The organism is Brachybacterium squillarum M-6-3 (assembly GCF_000225825.1).
GTDB lineage: Bacteria > Actinomycetota > Actinomycetes > Actinomycetales > Dermabacteraceae > Brachybacterium > Brachybacterium squillarum.
Genome location: NZ_AGBX01000007.1, coordinates 257,743 through 278,773 on the forward strand (window position 1 = coordinate 257,743; position 21,031 = coordinate 278,773).

21 protein-coding genes and 1 tRNA gene are annotated in these 21,031 nt (G+C 74.1%); 3 read left to right on the plus strand and 19 right to left on the minus strand.

Going from position 1 to position 21,031, the window contains the following annotated elements:
* Positions 1 to 91 precede the first annotated feature (91 nt).
* The 8 genes from OM98_RS10760 to OM98_RS10795 form a co-directional block, all read right to left on the minus strand.
* A complete protein-coding gene (locus OM98_RS10760) occupies positions 92 to 472 on the minus strand; it encodes an FKBP-type peptidyl-prolyl cis-trans isomerase (protein ID WP_010534632.1) in 381 nt (126 codons plus the stop codon).
* A gap of 53 nt (positions 473 to 525) precedes the next feature.
* Positions 526 to 1,485, minus strand: a complete 960-nt coding sequence (locus OM98_RS10765) for an FKBP-type peptidyl-prolyl cis-trans isomerase (protein WP_010534633.1) — start codon at positions 1,483 to 1,485, stop codon at positions 526 to 528.
* Positions 1,486 to 1,595: 110 nt separating this feature from the next.
* A complete protein-coding gene (pafA, locus tag OM98_RS10770) occupies positions 1,596 to 2,996 on the minus strand; it encodes a Pup--protein ligase (protein ID WP_010534634.1) in 1,401 nt (466 codons plus the stop codon).
* A gap of 4 nt (positions 2,997 to 3,000) precedes the next feature.
* Entirely contained in the window at positions 3,001 to 3,189 is a 189-nt protein-coding gene (locus OM98_RS10775; RefSeq protein ID WP_010534635.1) for a ubiquitin-like protein Pup, read from the minus strand.
* Positions 3,186 to 4,910 carry a depupylase/deamidase Dop gene (gene dop, locus OM98_RS10780; protein ID WP_010534636.1) on the minus strand — a complete coding sequence of 575 codons (1,725 nt, stop codon included), beginning with the start codon at positions 4,908 to 4,910 and terminating at the stop codon, positions 3,186 to 3,188. Before dop ends, OM98_RS10775 begins: the two co-directional genes overlap by 4 nt.
* On the minus strand, positions 4,907 to 6,457 hold the full coding sequence (arc, locus tag OM98_RS10785) for a proteasome ATPase (RefSeq protein WP_010534637.1): 1,551 nt from the start codon (positions 6,455 to 6,457) through the stop codon (positions 4,907 to 4,909). Before arc ends, dop begins: the two co-directional genes overlap by 4 nt.
* Positions 6,458 to 6,503: 46 nt before the next feature.
* Positions 6,504 to 7,589, minus strand: coding sequence for a tRNA (adenine-N1)-methyltransferase (locus OM98_RS10790; RefSeq protein ID WP_010534638.1), 1,086 nt, complete (start codon positions 7,587 to 7,589; stop codon positions 6,504 to 6,506).
* Between the two features lie 44 nt (positions 7,590 to 7,633).
* Positions 7,634 to 8,746, minus strand: coding sequence for a site-2 protease family protein (locus OM98_RS10795; RefSeq protein WP_010534639.1), 1,113 nt, complete (start codon positions 8,744 to 8,746; stop codon positions 7,634 to 7,636).
* A 194-nt stretch (positions 8,747 to 8,940) separates the two neighbouring features.
* Here OM98_RS10795 and OM98_RS10800 point away from each other — a divergent pair, with 194 nt between their 5' ends.
* Positions 8,941 to 9,747: a PAC2 family protein gene (locus OM98_RS10800; protein ID WP_010534640.1), complete on the plus strand. Its 807-nt coding sequence runs from the start codon at positions 8,941 to 8,943 to the stop codon at positions 9,745 to 9,747.
* Between the two features lie 39 nt (positions 9,748 to 9,786).
* Here OM98_RS10800 and mshC read toward each other — a convergent pair whose 3' ends face one another.
* The 3 genes from mshC to OM98_RS10815 all read right to left on the minus strand — a co-directional run bounded on the left by mshC (position 9,787) and on the right by OM98_RS10815 (position 12,499).
* Positions 9,787 to 11,076 carry a cysteine--1-D-myo-inosityl 2-amino-2-deoxy-alpha-D-glucopyranoside ligase gene (gene mshC, locus OM98_RS10805; protein WP_010534641.1) on the minus strand — a complete coding sequence of 430 codons (1,290 nt, stop codon included), beginning with the start codon at positions 11,074 to 11,076 and terminating at the stop codon, positions 9,787 to 9,789.
* Positions 11,077 to 11,107: 31 nt separating this feature from the next.
* Positions 11,108 to 11,980: an undecaprenyl-diphosphate phosphatase gene (locus OM98_RS10810; protein ID WP_010534642.1), complete on the minus strand. Its 873-nt coding sequence runs from the start codon at positions 11,978 to 11,980 to the stop codon at positions 11,108 to 11,110.
* A gap of 192 nt (positions 11,981 to 12,172) precedes the next feature.
* Complete coding sequence (locus OM98_RS10815; protein ID WP_010534643.1) at positions 12,173 to 12,499, minus strand: hypothetical protein; 327 nt, start codon at positions 12,497 to 12,499, stop codon at positions 12,173 to 12,175.
* Between the two features lie 91 nt (positions 12,500 to 12,590).
* Between OM98_RS10815 and OM98_RS10820 the strand changes: the two genes are divergently transcribed.
* Together OM98_RS10820 and OM98_RS10825 are read left to right on the plus strand one after the other, a co-directional pair.
* The gene (locus tag OM98_RS10820; protein WP_010534644.1) at positions 12,591 to 12,887 is read left to right on the plus strand and encodes a DUF5703 family protein; all 297 of its coding nucleotides are present in this window, start codon (positions 12,591 to 12,593) and stop codon (positions 12,885 to 12,887) included.
* Between the two features lie 126 nt (positions 12,888 to 13,013).
* Positions 13,014 to 13,514: a prepilin peptidase gene (locus OM98_RS10825; protein ID WP_010534645.1), complete on the plus strand. Its 501-nt coding sequence runs from the start codon at positions 13,014 to 13,016 to the stop codon at positions 13,512 to 13,514.
* A 36-nt stretch (positions 13,515 to 13,550) separates the two neighbouring features.
* On the opposite strand, the gene OM98_RS10830 is transcribed toward OM98_RS10825, so the two are convergent.
* From OM98_RS10830 to alaS, 8 genes are all read right to left on the minus strand, one after another.
* Complete coding sequence (locus OM98_RS10830) at positions 13,551 to 14,378, minus strand: TrmH family RNA methyltransferase (protein ID WP_010534646.1); 828 nt, start codon at positions 14,376 to 14,378, stop codon at positions 13,551 to 13,553.
* Positions 14,375 to 14,842, minus strand: a complete 468-nt coding sequence (locus tag OM98_RS10835) for a tRNA (cytidine(34)-2'-O)-methyltransferase (protein ID WP_010534647.1) — start codon at positions 14,840 to 14,842, stop codon at positions 14,375 to 14,377. The genes OM98_RS10830 and OM98_RS10835 overlap by 4 nt, the downstream gene beginning before the upstream one ends.
* A 117-nt stretch (positions 14,843 to 14,959) precedes the next feature.
* Positions 14,960 to 15,045 (minus strand) — tRNA-Leu (locus tag OM98_RS10840).
* 124 nt (positions 15,046 to 15,169) lie between these two features.
* The gene (locus tag OM98_RS10845; protein WP_010534648.1) at positions 15,170 to 15,589 is read right to left on the minus strand and encodes a hypothetical protein; all 420 of its coding nucleotides are present in this window, start codon (positions 15,587 to 15,589) and stop codon (positions 15,170 to 15,172) included.
* A gap of 117 nt (positions 15,590 to 15,706) precedes the next feature.
* Positions 15,707 to 16,528: a shikimate dehydrogenase gene (locus OM98_RS10850; RefSeq protein WP_245528771.1), complete on the minus strand. Its 822-nt coding sequence runs from the start codon at positions 16,526 to 16,528 to the stop codon at positions 15,707 to 15,709.
* Positions 16,529 to 16,544: 16 nt separating this feature from the next.
* Entirely contained in the window at positions 16,545 to 17,717 is a 1,173-nt protein-coding gene (gene mltG / locus OM98_RS10855; protein WP_010534650.1) for an endolytic transglycosylase MltG, read from the minus strand.
* Complete coding sequence (ruvX, locus tag OM98_RS10860) at positions 17,714 to 18,256, minus strand: Holliday junction resolvase RuvX (RefSeq protein ID WP_010534651.1); 543 nt, start codon at positions 18,254 to 18,256, stop codon at positions 17,714 to 17,716. Before ruvX ends, mltG begins: the two co-directional genes overlap by 4 nt.
* Positions 18,253 to 20,961, minus strand: a complete 2,709-nt coding sequence (alaS, locus tag OM98_RS10865; RefSeq protein ID WP_010534652.1) for an alanine--tRNA ligase — start codon at positions 20,959 to 20,961, stop codon at positions 18,253 to 18,255. The genes ruvX and alaS overlap by 4 nt, the downstream gene beginning before the upstream one ends.
* Positions 20,962 to 21,031 lie beyond the last annotated feature (70 nt).

A 21,031-nucleotide genomic window follows, 5' to 3' on the forward strand; every position in this document is an offset into this window, starting at 1 on the left:
GCCGCGTCGGGGCGGCCCGGGTCGGGGCTGGGTGGCGGCGGGGCGGGGGCCTCGAACAGGCCCTCCTGCCGCTCCGTATCGGGCGAGGGGCTCAGCGCTCGTGCACCGCCGCCAGGTCGCAGACGAAGATCAGGGTCTCGTTCGGGGCGATGACGGGCGGGGCGCCGCGGCTGCCGTAGGCGAGGTCGGCGGGGATCTCCAGGTGGCGGCGGCCGCCGACCTTCATGCCCTGCACGCCCTGGTCCCAGCCGGAGATGACCTGGCCGACGCCGAGCTGGAAGCGCAGCGGCTCGCCGCGGTCCCAGGAGGCGTCGAACTGCTCGCCGGTGGAGTGGGAGACGCCGACGTAGTGCACGTCGACGACGTCGCCGGCCGCGGCCTCGGGGCCGTCGCCCTCGATGAGGTCCTTCACGACCAGCTCGGTGGGCGCGGGGCCCTCGGGGAACTCGATCTCGGGCTTGCTGCGGTCCATGCGTCCTCCTCGGATGCGGTGGGTGGGCGGGACGGGGATGCCGTCCCGCGGGGTCAGTCCCGGGTGTGGGCGGCGTCGAGCACGTCGATGACGAACAGCAGGGTCTGCCCGGCCAGCTCGCTCTCGGACTCGCCCTCCTCGCCGTAGGCCTCGGCCGGGGGTATCACCAGCATCACCTGGCTGCCGACGGGCAGGTCCAGCAGGTTCTCGTCCCAGCCGGTGATGACCTGCTGCTGGCCCTGCACGAAGGAGAAGGGGGCGCCGCGCTCCCAGGAGGAGTCGAACTGCTCCCCCGTCTCCCAGTTCCAGCCGGTGTAGTGCATGGTGAGGTAGTCGCCCTCGCGGGTGGTGTCCTCGCCGTCGCCCTCGATGAGCACCTCGCGCACCGTCTCGGTGGGGGCCTCGCCCTCGGGGGTGGAGTCCAGGCTGGGGGCGCCGTCCTCGGCGAGGGTCACGGCCGGGTAGTCGCCGGAGGCCTCCTGCTCCTCGCCCTCGGCGCGCAGCGGCTCGACCTTGCGCAGGATGTCGGAGACCTGGATCAGGGAGACGGCGGTGCCGGAGGCGTCCTGCTGCCAGCCGGCCATCGCGAAGCGGGCGCCGACGGCGGCGGTGGTGAGGAAGCCGAAGGCCTGCTCGCCGATCGCGTCGGAGGTGACCTGCACGCCGCCGGCGGGGGCGCCCTGCCACCAGGACTGCAGCACCTCGCCACTGGAGGCGTCCACGAACAGGGAGTTCCAGATGATGGTGTCGCCCTCGGCGAGGGCGTCGCCGTCGCCGGGCACGACCTCCTGCGCCTCGGGGGCGGTGATGGACAGCGGCGCCTCGAACTCGACGGTGGGCTCCGCGTCGAGGTCGGTGCCGAAGGTCACGGAGTCCAGGGCGTTGCCGCCGCCGTCCGAGGCCCCACCCGCGTCGGAGGCCGCACTGTTCGAGGAGTCATCGCTGCAGGCGGCCAGCCCGAGGGCGGCGGAGGCGGCGATCGCGGTGGACAGCAGGGTGCGACGACGGATCACGAGGGACCTTTCGGGACGGGGTGCGCCGACGGTCGGGCCGGGGCGGTCACCAGGGTACGGGGCGCGGCCGGGAGTCCTCCCAGCCGACACGGAGCGGCCGCGGGCGGGTCTCAGGCGGGAGGCGGGGCGGCGGGCTCCCCGGCCTCGCGGATCTGCGCGAGCAGGGCGTCGACCTCGGCGGACTCGGTGGCGAAGGGGTCCATGACCTGCACGGGCATCGCCCCGGGGCGGCCCAGGCGCATCGTGGTCCAGTCCACCACGTGATCCACGCCGTGCTCCTGGGCGGCGGTGACGACGGCGCCGCGGAGGTGGGCGCGGGTCGTGGCGGGGGCCACGGTGCGGGCGTGCTCGATGCGCTCGGCGGTGACCTCGCGGGGGGCGAGGCCGCGCCTCTGCAGGGCGCGGAACACCGACTGGGTCTCGTCGATGTCGTGGTAGGCGAGGTCGAGTCGCTCGATCGCAGGGTCCCCGAGGGTGATGCCGCGGCGCCCGGCGACCTGGCCGAGCAGGCGCTCCTTGATGGCCCAGTCGAGGTGGGTCGCGGCCCAGGAGCGGTCGCCGGTGCGCACGGCGTCCAGCGCCCGCTGCCAGTCCTGGAGGGCGGCCAGCTCGGCGGGGCCCTCGGCGACGGTGGCGGCGAGGTCCAGCCAGCGCTGCTGGACCTCCAGGGCGGTGGTGGTGCCGCCGGCCTCGAGCGGCAGCGGGGCCATGCCCGTGAGGTCCCGGGCGACGGTGCGGATCGCGGCGATGTCGTCGGCCAGGGCCAGGTCCGGCAGGGTGCGGCCGGACTCGATGAGGCGCAGCACCAGGTCGGTGGTGGCGAAGCGGAGGTGGGTGGAGACCTCGCTCATGGTGGAGTCGCCGACGATGACGTGCAGGCGGCGGAAGCGGGAGGGGTCGCCGTGGGGCTCGTCGCGGGTGTTGATGATGGGGCGGGTGCGGGTGGTGGCCGAGGAGACCGCCTCCCACATGTGGTCGCTGCGGCGGGAGAAGACGAACCGGCCGGCGTCCCCGCCGCCGGTGTCGTCATCGCGCACCACGCCGCCGGCGCCGGTGACGATCTGCCGGGTGACCAGGAAGGGCAGCAGGAAGCGCGGCAGGCGGGTGAACTCGCCGCGGCGGTCCACCAGGTAGTTCTCGTGGGAGCCGAAGGCATTGCCGGCGGAGTCGACGTTGTTCTTCAGCAGGTGGATGCGGGCGTCCTGGCCCTCGGCGGCGAGGCGCTCGTTGGCCTGCGTCACCAGGTCCCCGAGGACGCGCTCCCCGGCGAGGTCCTGGGCGACCAGCTCCCACCAGTCGTCGCACTCGGCGGTGGCGTACTCGGGGTGAGAGCCGACGTCGAGGTAGAGCCGGGCGGCGTTGCGCAGGAAGACGTTGGAGGAGCGGCCCATCGCCACGACGGGCCGGAACAGCTCGCGGGCGGCGGCCTCCGGCTCCAGGGCGCGGCTGCCGTCGGCGCGCACGCACACCAGGCCGAACTCGGTCTCCAGACCTCCCACGCGGCGCTTCATCGGCTCACTCGCCGCCCTTCTGGACGAAGGAGCGCACGAAGGTCTCGGCGTTGGACTCGAGGACCTCGTCGATCTCGTCGAGGATGTCGCCGGCGCCCTGGGCGGAGGCGAAGGTCTGGCCGCCGGTGGTGGTCTCGGGGCCGGTCTGCTCCGGCTCCTCGCCGCCGGGGGCGTTGAGGGACTGCTGGCTCATGGGGTGTCCTCCTGGACTCCGGGGGCGGGGCGAGAGGTGTCGGGCGCGGGGCCGTCCTGATCGACGGCGCGGCCGAGGGCCTCCACCAGGGTGTCGAGCTCGGCGGCGGGGTCCACGCCGTGGGCGGCGCACCAGGCGGCGGAGCCGAGGGTGGGGTCGGCCAGTCGCAGGCGGTGCCCCGTGGTGGGGCCGGCCAGGGTGATGGTGTCCCAGCCGGCGGCGGGCACCGCGGGGCCGTGGGCGGCGATGAGCCTGCCGCGCAGGTGGGCGCGGGTGCTCGCGGGCGGGGTGGTGACGGCCGCCTCGACCTCCCCGGCCTCGACCAGGGCGGGCACGGCGCCGCTCGCGCGGAGCTTGCCGAACAGGCCGTGGCCGGGGCGGAGGTCGGAGAACTGCAGGTCGATGGCCTGCAGCCGGGGGTCGTCCCAGCCCAGGCCGTGGCGGTCGCGGTAGCGCTGCAGCAGGTGCAGCTTCGCCACCCATTCCACACGGTCGGCGGCGCGCATCGGGTCGTCCTCGAGCAGGTCCAGCAGCTCCGCCCAGCTGTCGAGCACGCGGGCGGTCTCCTCGTCGTCCGTGTCCGCCAGGGGCCGGATCGCGGCGAGGACCTCCCGCTGGATCTGCACGGCGGTCAGCGCGCGGCCGTCGCGCAGGGGCACGGTCGCCCGCAGACTCGGGTCGTGGCTGAGGGTGCGGGCGGCGGCGACGGGGTCCACGAGCGCGAGGTCCCCCAGCAGGCCCTCGCCGCGGCGGTGGGCCACCTCCAGCGCGCCGAGCAGCAGCGAAGTGGTGCCGAGCTTGAGGAAGGTGGACTCCTCCAGCAGGTTCGCGTCGCCCACGATCACGTGCAGGCGGCGGAAGCGGCGCGCATCGGCGTGGGGCTCGTCGCGGGTGTTGACCAGGGGCCGGTTCAGGGTGGTCTCCAGACCCACCTCGGCCTCGAGGAAGTCGGCACGGGAGGAGAGCTGGAAGCCGGGCTCCTGGCCGCGCGTGCCGAGGCCGACGCGGCCGGCGCCGACCAGCACGGGGCGACTGGCGAAGAACGGCAGCAGCGCCGCGACCAGGTCCTCGAAGGGGACGTCGCGGTCCACCAGGTAGTTCTCGTGGGTGCCGTAGGAGGCGCCCTTGCCGTCGGTGTTGTTCTTGTACAGCGCCACCGCGGGCACGCCCTCGGCGGCCTCGAGGATCGCCATCGCCCGCTGAGCGATGAGCTCCCCGGCGCGGTCGACGACCACGGCCTCGCGGGCGCGCATCACCTCGGGGGCGGAGTACTCGGGGTGGGCGTGGTCCACGTACCAGCGGGCGCCGTTGCGCAGCACCGCGTTGCCGATGGAGCGGCGGGTCGCCCAGGCCAGCACGGTCGCGTCGTCGCCCTCGGGCGGCGTCTCGGGGCCCAGCAGCGGCTGGTCGAGGTCGACGCTGGGCAGGTGCGCGTCGTGGGTCTCGTCGGTGAGCTGGGTGGGGTGGGCGGCGGCGCGCTGGATCTCGAAGCCGCGCGCGTCCCGCAGCGGTGACTCGTCGCCGTAGTCCCAGCGCACGCGGCGGCCCCGTTCCCCCTCGGCGGGGTCCAGCAGCGCGTAGGCACCCACCACCAGGTGGGACAGCGCGATGGCGCTGCCGGCGGTGGTGGCGGCGCGGTCGGCGAGGTCGGCGTGCAGCACCCCGAACTCGGTCTCGATGCCCATCGCCCGCGCGGTGGTGATCCCCCGGCCGGCGCTCATCGGGACTGCTCCGCGGCCAGGCCCAGCAGCGGCACCACGGACTCGATGCGGCGGCCGCGGCGTCCGGAGATGCGGGCCCACTCCTCGGGGTGCGCCGCGGAGGGCAGGTCCTCGTTCTCGGCGAACTCGGCGGAGATCGCGTCGTCCAGGTGGGCGGCGGTGACGCCGACCTCCCCGGTGGCCAACTGCTCCTTGACGGCGTTCTTCTTGGCGCGGTCCACGATGTTGCGCAGGGTCGCACCGGAGACGAAGTCGCGGAAGTGGAGGGTCTCGGCGCTGCCGTCGGAGAACTCGATCCGCACGAAGGCGCTGGAGGCGGCGGTGTCGTAGATCCGGGCGACGGCCCGGTCCAGCAGCGCCTCCCGGTCCCCGCGCAGCGGCACCTGCGCATCGAGGTACAGACCCAGGATCTCGCGACCGGCGGCCTCGTCGGGGCGCTGCACCCGGATCTTCACGTCCAGCCGGCCCGGGCGGAGGATCGCCGGGTCGATCATGTCCTCACGGTTGGAGGCGCCGATGACGATGACGTTGTCCAGGCCCTCGACGCCGTCGATCTCGGCCAGCAGCTGCGGCACGATCGTGGTCTCCACGTCGCTGGACAGGCCCGTGCCGCGGGTGCGGAACAGCGCCTCCATCTCGTCGAAGAAGATCACCACCGGGTGGTTCGCGCTGGCCTTCTCCCGGGCCCGCTCGAAGACCAGGCGGATGCCGCGCTCGGACTCGCCGACGTACTTGTTCAGCAACTCCGGGCCCTTGACGTTGAGGAAGGCCGAGTGCTCGAGGGCCTCGGCGACGCCGACACCGCGCACCTGCGCCGAACGCAGCACCAGCTCGTGGGCGACGGCCTGCGCGATCATCGTCTTGCCGCAGCCCGGCGGGCCGTACAGCAGCACGCCCTTGGGCGGACGCAGCCCGTAGGTGCGGTAGAGGTCCTGCTGCAGGAACGGCAGCTCCACGGCGTCGCGGATGGTCTCGATCTGGGTGGAGAGCCCGCCGATGCGGTCGAAGGAGGTGTCGGGCACCTGCTCGAGCACCAGGTCGGTGATCTCGGCGCGGTCGATCCGCTCCCGCACCAGCTGGGCGCGCAGGTCCACCAGCACGCTGTCGCCGGGGTGCAGGGGCTCCTCGGTCAGGGTGCCGGCGCGGCGCAGCACCCGGATGTCGTCGGGGGCGACGGCCACCAGCACGCGGGAATCCGGCAGCGCCTCGACCACGGAGACGACGTTGCCGGCGTCGGTGCCCGGGACCACCTCGACCACGGCCAGACCCTCGTTCAGCCGCAGCTCGGTGCCCGGGGTCAGGGCGTCCAGGTCGATCTGGGCGGCGGTCGCCACCCGCAGGCGGCGGCCCTGATGCAGCACGTCCACGGTGGTGCCCTCGGCGCGGCGCAGGAAGGTCGCGTAGGTGTTGGGCGGGTCGCCGATGCGCTCCAGGTCGGCCTTGAGGTCGACGATCTGGGAGCGGGCGGTGCGCAGCGCGGCCGTGAGCCGGTCGTTCTGGGCGGTCGCCCGCTCGAGCTCGGTGGTCATCTCGGCGTAGGTCTTCATCGGATGGTCCTCCTCCCGGCGGACGGGGCGGGTCTGCGGACGGATCTCAGCGGTCGCGGCCCTGACGGATGTCGCGCAGGGCGCGCTTGATCTTGCGGGGGGCGACGCCGCGCTCGCCGATGTCCTCGGGGCCCCATTCCTCGACGCCGCCGCCGAAACCCTCGTTGTCGGGGTGGGTCAGCTCCGCCTCGTCCCGGGAGCCGGGCGCGGGGCGGGTCACGCGGGTCATGGCCGTGGTGCCGTGGGCGGTGCGGCGGGCGGTGAGCAGGAAGCCGGTGTGGGCGTTCATGCGGTGCTCGGGCCGCACCGCCAGACCCTCGAGGTGCCAGGGCCGCACGAAGGACTCCCAGGCGGAGGGCTCGGTGAACTCGCCGTGGTCGCGAAGCGCCTCGGCGGTGCGGGAGAGCTGGGTGACGGTGGCGACGTAGGCGAGGAACACGCCGCCGGAGACCAGCACCTCGGCCGCGGCGTCGATGCACTCCCAGGGGGCGAGCATGTCCAGCACCACGCGGTCCACGGCGGGGCCCTCGGGGGCGAGGGTCGGCGCGACGTCCTGGAAGTCGCCGATGGTGAGGTCCCAGGCGGGGTGCGTGGCGCCGAAGTAGGTCTCGACGTTCTCGCGGGCCACCTCGGCGAAGTCCTCGCGGCGCTCGATGGAGTGCACGGAGCCCTCGGGGCCGACGGCGCGCAGCAGCGCGGTGGTGAGACCGCCCGAGCCGACGCCGGCCTCCAGCACGCGGGCGCCGGGGAAGATGTCGCCCCACATCAGGATCTGCGCGGAGTCCTTGGGGTAGATGATCGCGGCGCCGCGGGGCATGGACAGCATGTAGTCCGAGTACAGGGGGCGCAGCGCCTGGTAGGGGGTGCCGTGGTTGTCGGTCACCGTGGTGCCGTCCTCGGCGCCGATCAGCTGGTCGTGGCGCAGCACGCCGCGGTGGGTGTGGAACTCGCCGCCGGGCTTCAGGGTGATGGTGTGCAGGCGTCCCTTGGCGTCGGAGAGCTGCACCTTGTCGCCGAGGTCGAGGGGGCCGCTGCGGTCCAGGCCGCGGCGGGGCGCGCGGGGCGCGGGCCCGTCCCCCTGGCCGGTGCCCCCGGGAGCAGGGACGACGGGCTCGGAGGGGTTCTGACTCATGCTCCCCAGCATAGGCGCGACGCCCCGCCCGGCGGGGTGCCCGTTCAGCGTCCGCGCAGGTGCTGCTGCACTCGGGCGGTGTTGATCACACCGAGCGCGCTGCCGTCGTCCTCCCGCACCAGGTAGAAGGGCGCGGGCGCATCGAGCATGACGGAGACCAGGGCGTCGCCCCGCAGGTCCGCTCGCAGCGGCACCAGGGGGCCGAGGGCGGTGGAGACGGCGGCGAGCGGGGTGCTCCCCCGCGCCTGGGCGGGGACGGCGGCGAGGGCGCCGGCGTCCGGGAGCATCACCTGGGGGTGCGCCCCGGGAGCGGTGGGCGCGGCGACGACGAGCACCTGGCCGGGGCCCGCGGGCATCCGGTCCAGCGCGGCGACGGGCTGCTCGGCGGGCAGCAACGGCAGCCGCTGGGCGAGGCCGCGCGCGTCCAGCACCTCCACCCGGTCCTGCACCTGGGCTCCCTGCAGGGCGCGGGTGGCGCCCTGCCAGAGCAGGCTGGCGATGAGCACGGCCCACAGCACCGTCAGCAGGGTGCCGGTGCCGAGCTCGGATCCGGCCAGCCGCCACAGAGGCACCACCAGCACCAGCACGGCGATGCCGCGACCGATCCAGGCGGTGATGCGGGTGCCGCGGGTGCGGGAGGACAGCACAGCGCCGAGCACCGATTCCAGCGCCCGGCCGCCGTCCATCGGCAGCCCGGGCAGCAGGTTGAACACGGCCAGCGCGAGATTCAGGTACCCGATCAGCGAGAGCACCAGGCTGCCGGCGCCACCGTCGGGGATCAGCGCGGCGGCCCCGGCGGCCGATCCGGCCAGCAGCAGGTTCGAGGCGGGACCGGCCAGGGAGATGAGGGTGGAGCCGGCGGCACCGATGCCCTCCCCGCGGTACTGGGTGTGCCCGCCCCACAGGGTGAGCGCGATGTGGTCGACCGTCCCGCCGAAGGCCCGGGCCACCAGCGCGTGAGCCATCTCGTGCACCAGCACGGAGGCGATCATCGCCACGCCCACGGCGACCGCGAGGACGATGGCGGTGCCCGCCCCGAGCCCGGCGCGCATCAGGGTGGGCTGGACGATCACGGCGAGCACCACCACGGCCAGCAGCGTGCCGGTGGACAAGCGGATCGGCGGCAGGGAGCCCAGACGCAGGATGGGCTGGCTCATGGGATGGTGGTCTCCGGGAGTTCGAGGGGCGGCGGGCGCGCGCCCGACGGGGGCGAGGATAGCGAGGTCCCCTGCCCCTCGGCTGGGTGCCGGGGCGGGCCGGCGGGTAGGAGCAGAGCGGGACGTCCGTGCCCGGCGGGGGGTGGTCCCCGGGGGCGCCCCGCGGGAGGTGGTCGGCGACCTATGATGGCCGGATGAGTCGCATCGCCATCACCGCGTTCGGCGGCTGGAACGACGCGGGCGAGGCCGCCACCAGCGTCATCGAGCACCTGCTCGAGGTCTGGCCCTCGCGCCCCGCCGGCGCGGTCGACGCCGAGGAGTTCATCGACTTCCAGGTGAACCGCCCCGAGATCCGCACCACCGAGGACGCCCGGCGGGTGATCGACTGGCCGGACACGGAGCTGCACATCGTCGAGCCACCCCGCGGCCCCGAGATCGTCACCGTGATGGGCCCGGAGCCGTCCCTGCACTGGAAGCGCTTCTGCGACGAGGTGCTCGAGCAGCTGCAGGTGCTGGACGTCAGCGCCGTGATCTCGCTCGGCGCCCTGCTGGCCGACGCCCCGCACTCGCGCCCGTTGCCGGTCTCCGCGCACGTCGAGCCGGGGGCGGCCGAGCAGGTGCGGGACCAGGCCCTGTACGAGGGCCCCATCGGGGTGCCGACGATCCTGGCGCGCCGCACCACCAGCGCCGGACTGCGCACCACCAGCGTGTGGGTGCAGGTGCCGCACTACGTCGCCCAGAACCCCTCCCCCAAGGCCACCCTGGCGCTGCTGCGCGAGGTGCAGGACGCGATCACCGCGCCGATCCCGCTGCAGGAACTGGTCGAGGACGCCGAGGCCTGGGAGCGCGGCGTGGACGACCTGGCCCGCACCGACGAGGACGTCGCCGACTACGTGCGTCGTCTGGAGAGGGCGCAGGACGCCGCGGACCTCCCCGAGGCCAGCGGGGACGCGATCGCCCGCGAGTTCGAGAAGTTCCTGCGCCGCCGCGACGACGACTGAGCCGGCGGCCGCGCGGGGCGGGAGCTCAGGCGCGCAGGGTCACGCCCGCAGGTCGAGGCCGAACAGCGCGTCGACGGCGGCGGTGACGTCACCCGGCCGGGCATCGGCCGCGGAATCCGTCGTGAGAGTGGTGGGAGCCGCCGCGACAGCACCTTCGGCGCTCTCCCGGGCCCAGGCGTCGAGCACGCCGAGGGCGGTGGGGGTGTCCAGGTCGCCGCGCAGGGCGGCCCGCAGGGCGTCGACCACCGCGGGGTGGTGGCCGCCGCGGGCGGCCGCGGTGCGGTAGGCGGACAGCCGCTCGGCGGCCCGCTCCTCCTCGGCACCGCTCCACTCCCAGTCGGCGCGGTAGTGGTGGGCCATCAGGACCAGCCGCACCACCGCGGGCTCCACCCCGTCGCGCACCAGACGGTGCATGAACACGAGATTCCCCAGGGACTTGCTCATCTTGGTGCCCTGGTAGGCGACCATGCCGGCGTGCGCGTACAGCGCCGCGAAGGGGCGGCCGGATGCCACCGCGTGCGCGGCGCCGAGGTCGTGGTGCGGGAACACCAGGTCGCTGCCGCCGGTCTGGATGTCGAAGGGCAGGCCCAGGCCGTCCTCGGCGATGCAGACGCACTCGACGTGCCAGCCGGGGCGGCCGCGGCCCAGCTCCCCCGCCTCCCAGGCGGGCTCGCCCTCGCGCTCCGCGCGCCACAGCAGCGGATCGAACACCCCGCGCTTGCCGGGGCGCTCGGGGTCGCCGCCGCGCTCGGCGAAGACCTCCAGCATCTGCCGCTCGCTCCAGCCGGAGACGTCGCCCAGGGCGCCGTCCTGGGCGAGGTCGAGGTACCAGTCCACCGCGTCGGTGCCGAGGGCGTCCTCGGCGGGGACCGGGTAGGCGCGGCCGCGCTCCCGCAGGGTCTGCACGAGGCCGATGATGTCGTCCATCGCCTCGCTGACGGAGCGGTAGGTCTCCGGGGCGACGACGCGCAGAGCCTCCATGTCCTCGGAGAACAGCTCCACCTGGGAGTCGGCCAGCTCCCGCCAGTCCACGCCGTCGCGCGCGGCCCGCTCGAACAGCGGGTCGTCGACGTCGGTGACGTTCTGGGCGACCTGCACCTCCAGCCCGGTGTCGCGCAGAGCGCGGCGCATCAGGTCGGCTGCGTGGTAGGTCGCGGCGTGGCCGAGGTGAGTGGCGTCGTAGGGGGTGATCCCGCAGACGTACATCCGCGCGGTGCCGGGGATGGCGGGGACCACCGGGGCGATCCGGCCAGTGCGGGTGTCATGCAGTCGCAGCGGGAGGCCGGAGGCGGGCAGCGGGGTCAGCGCGGGGGAGGTCCAGGAAAGCACCCGACGATCATACGGTCCGGGACCCGGGTGCTCAGGCGCCGCCCAGGGGGTCCAGCACGCCGCCCAGCAGCAGGCCGAGCAGGATCACACCGGCCAGGACCCGGTACAGCACGAAGGGCATGTAGGAGTACTGGGAGATGATCTTCATGAACCAGACGATCACGACGTAGCCGATGCCGAACGCCACCAGGGTGGCGACGGCGATGGCCAGCAGGCCCGGCTCCCCCGCGGCCGCGGCGGCGGCCTGGCCCTCGCTGCTCAGCAGCGCCGGGACCTCTTGGGCGGCCTTGTACAGACCGGAGGCGAAGACCGCCGGCACCGCGAGCAGGAAGGCGTAGCGGGCGGCGGCCTCCCGGGTGTAGCCCATCGCCAGGCCCGCGGTGATGGTGCCGCCGGAGCGGGAGACGCCGGGGATCAGCGCGAGCGCCTGGGCGAGGCCGAAGACGATGCCGTCCTTGACGGTGAGCTGGGTCAGCTCCTTGCGCTGCGGGGCGAAGCGGTCCGCGAGGCCCAGGAAGATTCCGAAGACGATCAGCATCGTCGCGGTGATGTAGAGGTTCCGCAGGCCGTGGTCGATCTGGTCCTCGAACAGCAGGCCCAGCACGCCGATGGGGATCGAGCCGAGGATGACCAGCCAGCCCATCCGCACGTCCGGGTCGGAGTGCGGCAGCTTGCCCGCGACCGCCCGGCACCAGCGGCCGATGATGCGGGTGATGTCCTTCCAGAAGTAGATCAGCACCGCGGTCTCGGTGCCGAGCTGCACGATCGCGGTGAAGGCCGCGCCGGGGTCCTGCCCGGGCATCAGCAGCTCGCCGACCACCCGCAGGTGGGCGCTCGAGGAGATCGGCAGGAACTCGGTCAGCCCCTGGACGATGCCGAGGATGATCGCGTCGAGGATGGACATGGGCACTCCTAGCGGGGCTCCCCGGGAAGCGGGGGTGCCCCCGGGCGGGACCGGGGACGAATCGTGCGAAGGGCCCCGTGCGGAGCCCCGGACACACTACGCGGCGCCGGGGACGATGCCCGGCGCCGCGTGCGGGTGCATGGTGAAGATCGCGTGCAGACCCTCGGATCAACGGGAGGATCAGCGGGCGGATCAGCGAGAGGTGGAGTCGTCCTGCCCCTCGTCGTCCTCTTCGTCCTCGTCGTCGTAGTCGTCCTCGTCGTCGTCGAAGTCGTCCAGGTCGTCGAGATCATCGAAGTCGTCGTCGTCCTCGTCGTCGCCGTCGAAGACGATCAGCGGGGTCGCGACCTCGTAGGCGTCGAAGAGGGCGTCGTCGTAGGCGTCGAAGGCGGTGGTCAGCCGCTCGGTGGCGGCCTCCAGCGAGGGGTCGTCGTCACTGGTGGCGGTGGAGGCCGCCTCATGGTGACGTTCGAGGGCGGCGATCAGCGCGGCGAGAGCGGAGCGAGGATCCGTGTTCATGGGTGGACCGTACCGCGTCGGGGAGCACAATGGACAGCGGACGGCCCCGGCTGTCCGCTCCGCCCGACCCTCGTCCCGGAAGGTTCCCGACGTGCCGCAGTCCCCCCGTCCCCTGCCCGGCCGCATCGTCCATGTGCGGGATCCGCGCGGCATGCGGGACCTGCCGCTGGAGCGCGGCCGCGTGCCCGAGGACTACGAGTTCCAGATCATCACGGTGCCGCGCGGCTCCTCCGTCTCCGCGGTGCGGTCCTCGCTCACCGAGGAGGCCGAGTACGGCCGCTGGGAGCTGGTGCGCACCCGGCTCTACATGGGCGGCGAGAAGAAGGTGTGGATGCGGCGCCGGATCATCCGGGTGCGCTCGACCCTCGGGGCGCTACCGGTCGGCTGAGCCCCGCTGGTAGCCCGAGCCCTGACCGCCGCCTGAATCCTCCGGCGGCCCCTCCCCCGCGACCGCTCGTCCACAGCGGCCGCCCGGGGCGCGCGCGAGCCGCGGTCCTCGTGCTCCCATGACGGGATGATCCCGATCCCGACCGGCGCACTGCTGGTGCTGCTGCTGGGCTACCTGCCGCCCGCTCTCGTGCTCAGCGCGATCGACGCCCGGGAGCACCGGCTGCCGAACCGCCTGCTGGGCTGGATGAGCGGGGGCACCCTCGGCGGTCTGCTGCTCGTGGCGGCGGCGGTCCCGGCGCAGCGGGGCGCCGTGCGCACGGCGCTGGTGCTGGGGCTCGTCGCAGGCGTCGCGGCCGTGGTGCTGGCCCTGGTCGCGCCCTCCCTGCTGGGCATGGGTGATGCGAAGGCGCTGCCCGCGGTGGTGGCGGTCTCCGCCGCGCTCGGCGGCGAGGTGCTGATCGGCGGCCTGCTGGCGGCCGCGGTGCTGGCGGGCCTGGCCGGGGCGATGGTGCTCGCGGTGGCCCGCCGGGGCGGGGTGCGGTTCCCGCTGGGCCCGATCCTGCTCGCCGCCCCCTTCCTGGGGATCGTGGCGGCCCCGCTGGTCCGGCAGGCCCTCGGCGGCTGAACCGGACACGCGCACGGGACGGCGACAGCGACAGTCTCACACGCGGCGCTGACGGTCCCGCTCGTAGAGGGCGATGGAGCCGGCCACCGCGGCGTTCAGGGAACTGGCGGTGCCGCCCATGGGGATCTCCGCGAAGGCGTCGCAGCTCTCCCGCCACCCGGCGGACAGGCCGGAGGTCTCGGTGCCGATCACGAGCACCCTGGGCCCGGTGAGGTCGGTGTCGGCGAGGGTGCGCCCGCGGGCTTCGTCCAGGCCGATCACCTGCCACGGGCGGCCCGCCGCTCGCCGGGCCTCGACCCAGTCCAGCAGCTCCCGGTGGGAGGGCAGTCGCAGCACCGGCAGGGCGAACATCGAGCCGGTGCTGGCACGGATCGAGGCCGGGTCCCAGGCGTCCGCGCTGTGCCCGGTGAGCACGAGGGCATCGGCGCCGAGGGCGTCCGCGGTGCGGGCCAGGGAGCCGATGTTCCCGGGTGTGGAGGGCCGGTCGAAGACCAGCACCAGGCCGTCCGCGGGCACCGTGTCGAGGCGGGCGAGATCGTCCCCCGGCAGGGCGGCCACCAGCAGCAGCTCGGGGCTGCCCTCCTCCCGCTCCCCCAGCTCGGCCATCAGCTCGGCGCTCAGCTCGACGACGGGCCCGGGCGGGGCGGCGAGGATCTCGCGGGCCCAGTCGGAGCGGCGGGGACGGTCCTCCACCAGCACGGCGCGCACGTCGATGCCGGAGGCCAGCGCCCGGGTGATCGGCCGGACGCCCTGGACGATCATCTCGCCGCGTCGGTGACGTTTGGTGCGGCTGCCCAGCAGCGCCTGCCACTGTTGGAAGGTGGCGTTGCGGCGGGTGATCCGCGCGGGCAGGCGCTCGCTCATGAGCCGGCCTCGGTGTAGCCGAGCTGCCGCCAGGCCTCGTAGACGGCGATGGAGGCGGCGTTGGCGAGGTTCAGGGAGCGCCGCGCCGGCAGCATCGGGATGCGGAGCCGGTCCGTGACGCGGGGATGGGCCAGGGCCTCCTCGGGCAGACCGGTGGGCTCGGTGCCCATCAGCAGCACGTCGTCCTCGCGGTAGGAGACCTCCTGGAAGCCGGTCTCGGTGCGGGCCGTGAAGGCGTACACCCGGGACTCCGGCACGGCGGCCAGTGCGGTCTCCAGGTCCGGATGGATCGAGACCTCGGCGAGGTCGTGGTAGTCCAGGCCGGCCCGGCGCAGCTTCGCATCGGAGAGGTCGAAGCCGAGCGGTTCGATGAGGTGGAGACGGGCCCCGGTGACGGCGGCCAGGCGGATCGCGTTGCCGGTGTTCCCGGCGATCGCCGGCTCGTGCAGGAAGAGGTGGACCATCCCGCGATCATGGCACGTCCGCGGGGCTCCTCAGGGCTCCGCCGTGCGCGAGGGCGGCGGCCTGGGCCCGGGCATGACGAAGGCCCCGACTCCAGACGTCGGGGCCTGTCACGAACGTGTCCGAGGGGGGACTTGAACCCCCACGACCTATACCGGTCACTAGCACCTCAAGCTAGCGCGTCTACCTATTCCGCCACCCGGACGAGTGGCCGCCTCAGCGACTCGGCAACATTAGCACGCAGCGGGGGCCCGGCCGTGCCGGGGCGGGTCGCGCAGGGCCTGCTCGTGGGGACAATCACGCCCGCTGTCGCGCCCCCGCACCGGCGCTCAGAGCGGAGCGGCCAGGCTCGCGCCCTCCAGCTCCCGGTGCAGCCGCCCCAGCACGGTGCCGACGGCGGAGGCGAGCGCCGGGTCCTCGCTGTCGGGGAGGCGCTCGGCGAGGTCCTGCAGGGAGGCGGCGGAGAGGGCCAGCATCGTCGGATCCGGCGTGAGCAGCTCCCGCTCGCCCCAGCCGCGGATCTCCTCCAGCACCCCGAGAAGGTCCTTGGCCGCGGGATGCCGACCACCCGAGAGCATCTCGACCCGCGCCCGGGTGGCCAGGGCGGTGCAGCGCCGCAGCACCGGGGTGGTGACCACGGTGCCGAGCGGGCGCAGCTCCCCGGACTCGTCGGCGACCTCGCGGAGGGGACGCTCGCGGGTGTCGACGACCGGCGAGTCGGCCGACGCGGCGGCGCGGTCCAGGTCCATGCGGGGTACGTCCTCGGGGTGGTCGATCAGGGGTGGACGGCCGCACGGCGATGTGACGGCGCACACCGATTTTACAACTGCTTTACCCGCGGGACAAGCCGGGGAGCCGATGGTGGATCAGCGGGACGCGAGCTCTGCCCGGGCGGCGGCGAGCATCGCCTCCACCGGCGCCTCCGGGACCCCGAGCATCGACCTCACCTGCATGTCCGCCTGATGCGCGAGCATCTGCAGGCCGTCGGCGACGGGGGCGCCCGTGGCGGTGACCAGGGCTGCGAGCGGCGCCGGCCAGGGCTCGTAGAGCACGTCGAGGAAGGCGCCGGGACGCGGGAGCGGGCCCTGCCCGCCCCAGCGCTCGGCGACGGCCGCGGCGCCCTCGGCCGCGAGCGCGCTGACGACGGCCTCCGCGTCGAGCAGCTCCGCGGAGCGCTCCCAGGGGACCTCGGCCACGGCGATCCCGGAAGCCTCGGCGAGCTCACGCAGCGGGGCCAGGGCCTCGGGCCGGCGCGCGGACAGCAGCAGCCGGTCGACCCCCAGCTCGGCCAGAGCCGCCGTCGCGCTGAGCGCGGTCGCCCCGGAGCCGAGCACCGCCCCGGTGGTGGGCCCGCCGTCCAGGAGAGGGCGCAGGGCGGCGACGATGCCGTGCACGTCATGGTTCTCGGCCCGCCAGCCCCCGTCGGGACGGCGCAGCAGGGTGTTGGCGATGCCGAGGCGGAGGGAGGTCCCGTCGTGCTCCGCGGCGACGGCATGGGCTTCCGGCTTGCCGGGCATGGTCACGCTGAGCCCCTGCAGCTCCCGGCCGGGGCCGTCCGCGAGGAAGGCGTCCAGCTCCCCCGCCGGCACCTCGTGGCGGTCGTACGCGGCGTCGTCCACCCCGAGCTCGCGGTACGCGGCCCGGTGCAGCACCGGCGAGAGGGAATGGGAGACCGGGCTCCCGACCACCGCGAAGCGGCGCACCTCAGCCCTCGGCGTCGCGAGCGGCGGCCCAGTCGCGCCACTCCTCGACGTTCTGCTCGTGCTCGTCGAAGGTCGCGGAGAACTTGGTCTCCCCGGTCTCGGTGTTCACCGTGACCCAGTACAGCCAGTCGCCCTCGGGCGGATCGATCGCGGCCTGCAGGGTCGCCTCCCCGGGGTTGGAGATCGGCCCGACCGGCAGCCCTGCGTGGAGGTAGGTGTTGTACGGGCTGTCCTCGGCCCGCTGCTCGGGAGTGGTGGAGATGGTCTCGCTGCCGGTGAAGTAGGCGACCGTCGAGTCGAGCTGCAGGTTCATCGGCTCGCCGTCGGCCTCCCCGATGCCCTCCAGGCGGTTCTCCAGGGTGCGGATCACCCGTCCGTAGTCGTCGGGGTCCCGGGCCTCCTTCTCGGCGATGGAGGCGAGGGTGAGCACCCGGTGGCGGTCGTCCTCGGCGACGCCCAGCTCGTCGAGCTCGGTCTCCATCCGCTCCCACATCATCGTGATGACCTCCTCGGCGGTGGCCTCCTCGGTGATGTCGTAGCGCCCCGGCCAGAGGTAGCCCTCCAGGGAGTCCGCGGGGTTCTCGGGGATGCCGAGGGAGGTGTAGTCCCCGGCGGCGGCCTCGAGGTCCTCGACCTCGATCTGGGTCTCCTCGGCGATCAGCTCCCAGATCTGGGTGGCCCGCAGGCCCTCGGGGACGATCACCCGGTGGCCGGCGATGTTGGCGGGGTCCAGCAGCATGTCCAGGGCGTCGGCGGAGGTCATCTGCTGCTTCAGCCGGTACAGGCCCGGTTCGATGCCGGAGGCGTCGGGCGTGTTGGTGAAGAGGGTGACGAAGGGGCCGGTGGAGAGGATCACGTCCTGCTCGACCAGGGTCTCGGCGATGTCGGTGCCGGTGTCGCCGTCGTCGACCTGCACGATGGCCTCGCCGCTGCCGGGGCCGGGGTAGTCGGTCTCCTCCGCCTCGACGCTGACGTTGGAGGTCAGCCAGCGGTAGCCGGTGATGCCCCCGGCGACCAGGGCGCCGACGACCAGCAGCACCAGCAGCACGGGCAGCAGCGCTCGGAAGGGGTTGCGGCGCGGGGAACGGGTGCCGCGATGGGAGTGCCCGGAGCGGTCGGGGCCGCGGTGCTGGTCCTCGGCGATCTCGTCGAAGCTGACGCGGTCCTCGCTCATCGGGCCTCCTGCTGCTCGGCGGCGGGCCCGTCCTCCGGGTCCGCGGTCGTGGCGGTCACGAGCTCCCCGGCGCGGGCGCCGGTGGAGCGTTCGACGTCCAGGGCCTGCTGCAGGATCATCACTGCGGCGACCTGGTCGACGACCTGGCGGTGCGTGCGTCCCTTGCGGCCGGACCGATGCAGGGCCTGGTGGGCGGTGACCGTGGTCAGCCGCTCGTCCACCAGCCGCACCTCGGGCGGTTCGTCCTCCCCGGCCAGTGCCTCGGCGAGCTGCTCGGCGAGGGTCCGGGCCTTCGCGGCAGCCGCGCCCTCGGAGCCGTCCAGGGAGCGGGGAAGCCCCACCATGATGGCACGGGCCCCGCCCTCGGCCGCCTCGGCGAGGATGCGCGCGGCCGCGACCTCGCGCGGCACGGTCTCCACCGGCGTGGCGAGCAGCCCGTCCATGTCGCTGCGGGCCAGGCCCACCCGGACGTCGCCGACGTCGACGCCGAGTCGCACCCCGCGGGGCAGGCCGGGGCGCGCGTCCTGCGGGGAGGTCATGCGGTGACGGCGTTGCGGAGGGCGGTGCGCACGGCCTCGAGGGCCTCCGGGACCTGCCCGGGCGTGCCCCCGCCGCCCTGCGCCAGGTCGTCCTTGCCGCCCCCGCGGCCGCCCATCGCCTCGGCGCCGGCGCGCAGCAGCGCTCCGGCCTTCGCGCCCCGCTCGCGCGCGGCGCCGTTGGTCGCGACCACCAGGGCGGCGCGGCCGTCCTCGTGGCCGGCGACGGCCACCACCGCGGCGGTGTCCTCGCCGAGGCGGGCGCGGAGGTCCTGGGCCAGGGTGCGCAGGTCGCCCGCGGGGACGCCCTCGCCGGCGTCGTGGACCAGCACGCGCACGCCGTCCTGCTCGACGGCCCCGGCGACGAGCTCGCCGGCGCGGGCCTGGAGCTGCTGGCCGCGCAGGGCGGCGAGCTGCTTCTCCATGTCCTTCATCCGCTGGGTGAGGGAGCGGACGCGCTCGGGGATCTCCTCGGAGGAGCCGACCTTCAGCAGCTCGGTGAGCTGCGAGACCAGGGCGTGCTCGCGCGCCTGGTAGCGGTAGGCGGACAGGCCCACCAGCGCGTCGACGCGGCGCACGCCGGAGCCGATGGAGGACTCCCCCATCAGCTGCACGGTGCCGATGGAGCCCGTGGAGCCGACGTGGGTGCCGCCGCAGAGCTCGCGGGACCAGTCCCCGCCGATGGAGACCACGCGGACCACGTCCCCGTACTTCTCGCCGAACAGCGCCTGGGCGCCGAGCGCCTTGGCCTCGTCCAGGCTCATCTGCTGGTCGGTGACCAGCAGCTCGTCCTGCAGCAGGGTGTTGACGCGGCCCTCGATCTGCTCGAGGGCGGCCTTGGGCACGCCCTGGCCGTAGCGGAAGTCGAAGCGCATGCGGCCGGGCGAGTTCTCGGAGCCCGCCTGGGTGGCGCCCTCGCCGAGCTCCTCGCGCAGGGCCTCGTGGACCATGTGGGTGGCGGTGTGGGCGCGGGCGATCGCGCCGCGGCGGGCGGTGTCGATGGCGGCGACCGCCTCGGTGCCGGCGGCGAGGGTGCCCTCGACCAGGCGGCCGCGGTGGACGATGAGGCCCTTGACGGGGCGCTGCACGTCGTCGACCTCGACGGTGGCGCCGCCGCCGGCGGAGATCGTGCCCTGGTCGGCGAGCTGGCCGCCGGACTCGGCGTAGAAGGGGGTCTGCGCGAGCACGACCTCGACCTCCGCCGGCGCGTCGGCGGCGTTCACCAGCTGCCCGTCCACCAGCACCGACTCGACGGTGGTGGCGACGGTGGACTCGGTGTAGCCGAGGAAGGGCACGGCCTCGCCGCGCTCCCCCAGCAGGCGGTTGTAGAGCGCGGTGTCGGTGTGGCCGGACTTCTTGGCGGCGGCGTCGGCGCGGGCGCGCTCGCGCTGCTCCTGCATGGAGGAGCGGAAGGCCTCCTCGTCGACGCCGAGCCCGACCTCCTGGGCCATCTCCAGGGTGAGGTCGATGGGGAACCCGTAGGTGTCGTGCAGGCGGAAGGCGTCCTCGCCGGAGACGGCGCGGCCGCCGCCGGACTTCACCTGGTCGACGACCTGGTCGAAGATCGCGGTGCCGGTCTCCAGGGTGCGACGGAACGCCTCCTCCTCGCCGTTCACGACCTCGCGGATGCGGGCGGCGTCGCGGGTGAGCTCCGGGTAGGACTCCTGCATCACGGACAGGGAGGCCTCGAGCAGCTGCGGCATCGCCGGCTCGGTGTAGCCGAGCAGGCGCATCGAGCGGACGGCGCGGCGGATCAGGCGGCGCATCACGTAGCCGCGGCCCTCGTTGCCGGGGCGGACCCCGTCGGAGGCCAGCATCATCGCACTGCGGACGTGGTCGGCGACGACGCGCATGCGCACGTCGTCCTCCTCGTCGGCGCCGTACCGCCGTCCGCTGAGGGCCTGGGCCACCTCGATCACCGGGAAGACCTGGTCGATCTCGTACATGTTGTTCCTGCCCTGGAGCAGGAAGGCGAGGCGCTCGACGCCGAGGCCGGTGTCGATGGCCTTCCGGTCCAGCTCGCCGAGGAGCTCGTAGTCCTTGCCCTTGCCGGGGCCGCGCAGGAACTGGTCGAACACGAGGTTCCAGATCTCCAGGTAGCGGTCCTCGGCGGCGGGGTCGCCGGGCCACTCGGCCTGACGGCCGGTGGGCGCCTCGGGGCCGAACTCCGGGCCGCGGTCGTAGTACCACTCGCCGGTGGAGCCGGCGGGGCCGGGCTGACCGGTGTCCCAGCAGCTCTCCTCCCAGGGCAGCTGCACGATGCGGGCCGGGTCCAGGCCGATCACGGAGGTGAGGTGGTCGTAGGACTCCTGGTCCTCCTCCCACAGGGTGATCCAGAGGCGCTCGGGGTCCAGGCCGTAGCCGCCGTCCTCGACGGAGCCGGTCAGCAGCTCCCAGGAGAAGTCGATGGCGCCGGCCTTGAAGTAGTCGCCGAAGGAGAAGTTACCGGCCATCTGGAAGAAGGTGCCGTGGCGGGTGGTGCGGCCGACGTTCTCGATGTCGTTGGTGCGGATGCACTTCTGGACGCTGACGGCCCGGTCGTAGGGCGCCTTCTCCGTGCCCACGATGTAGGGGATGAAGGGGACCATGCCCGCGATCGTGAACAGGATCGAGGGGTCCGAGGAGACCAGGGAGACGCTGGGGACCACCTCGTGCTGCTTCTTCTCGAAGTGCGCGAGGAAGCGCCGGTGGATCTCGGAGGTGCGCATGGTCGGGGTCCTTCCGTGGACGCGGGACGGCCGGGCCCTCGTCGCGGAGGGGCCGCGGGTCACCGCGGGA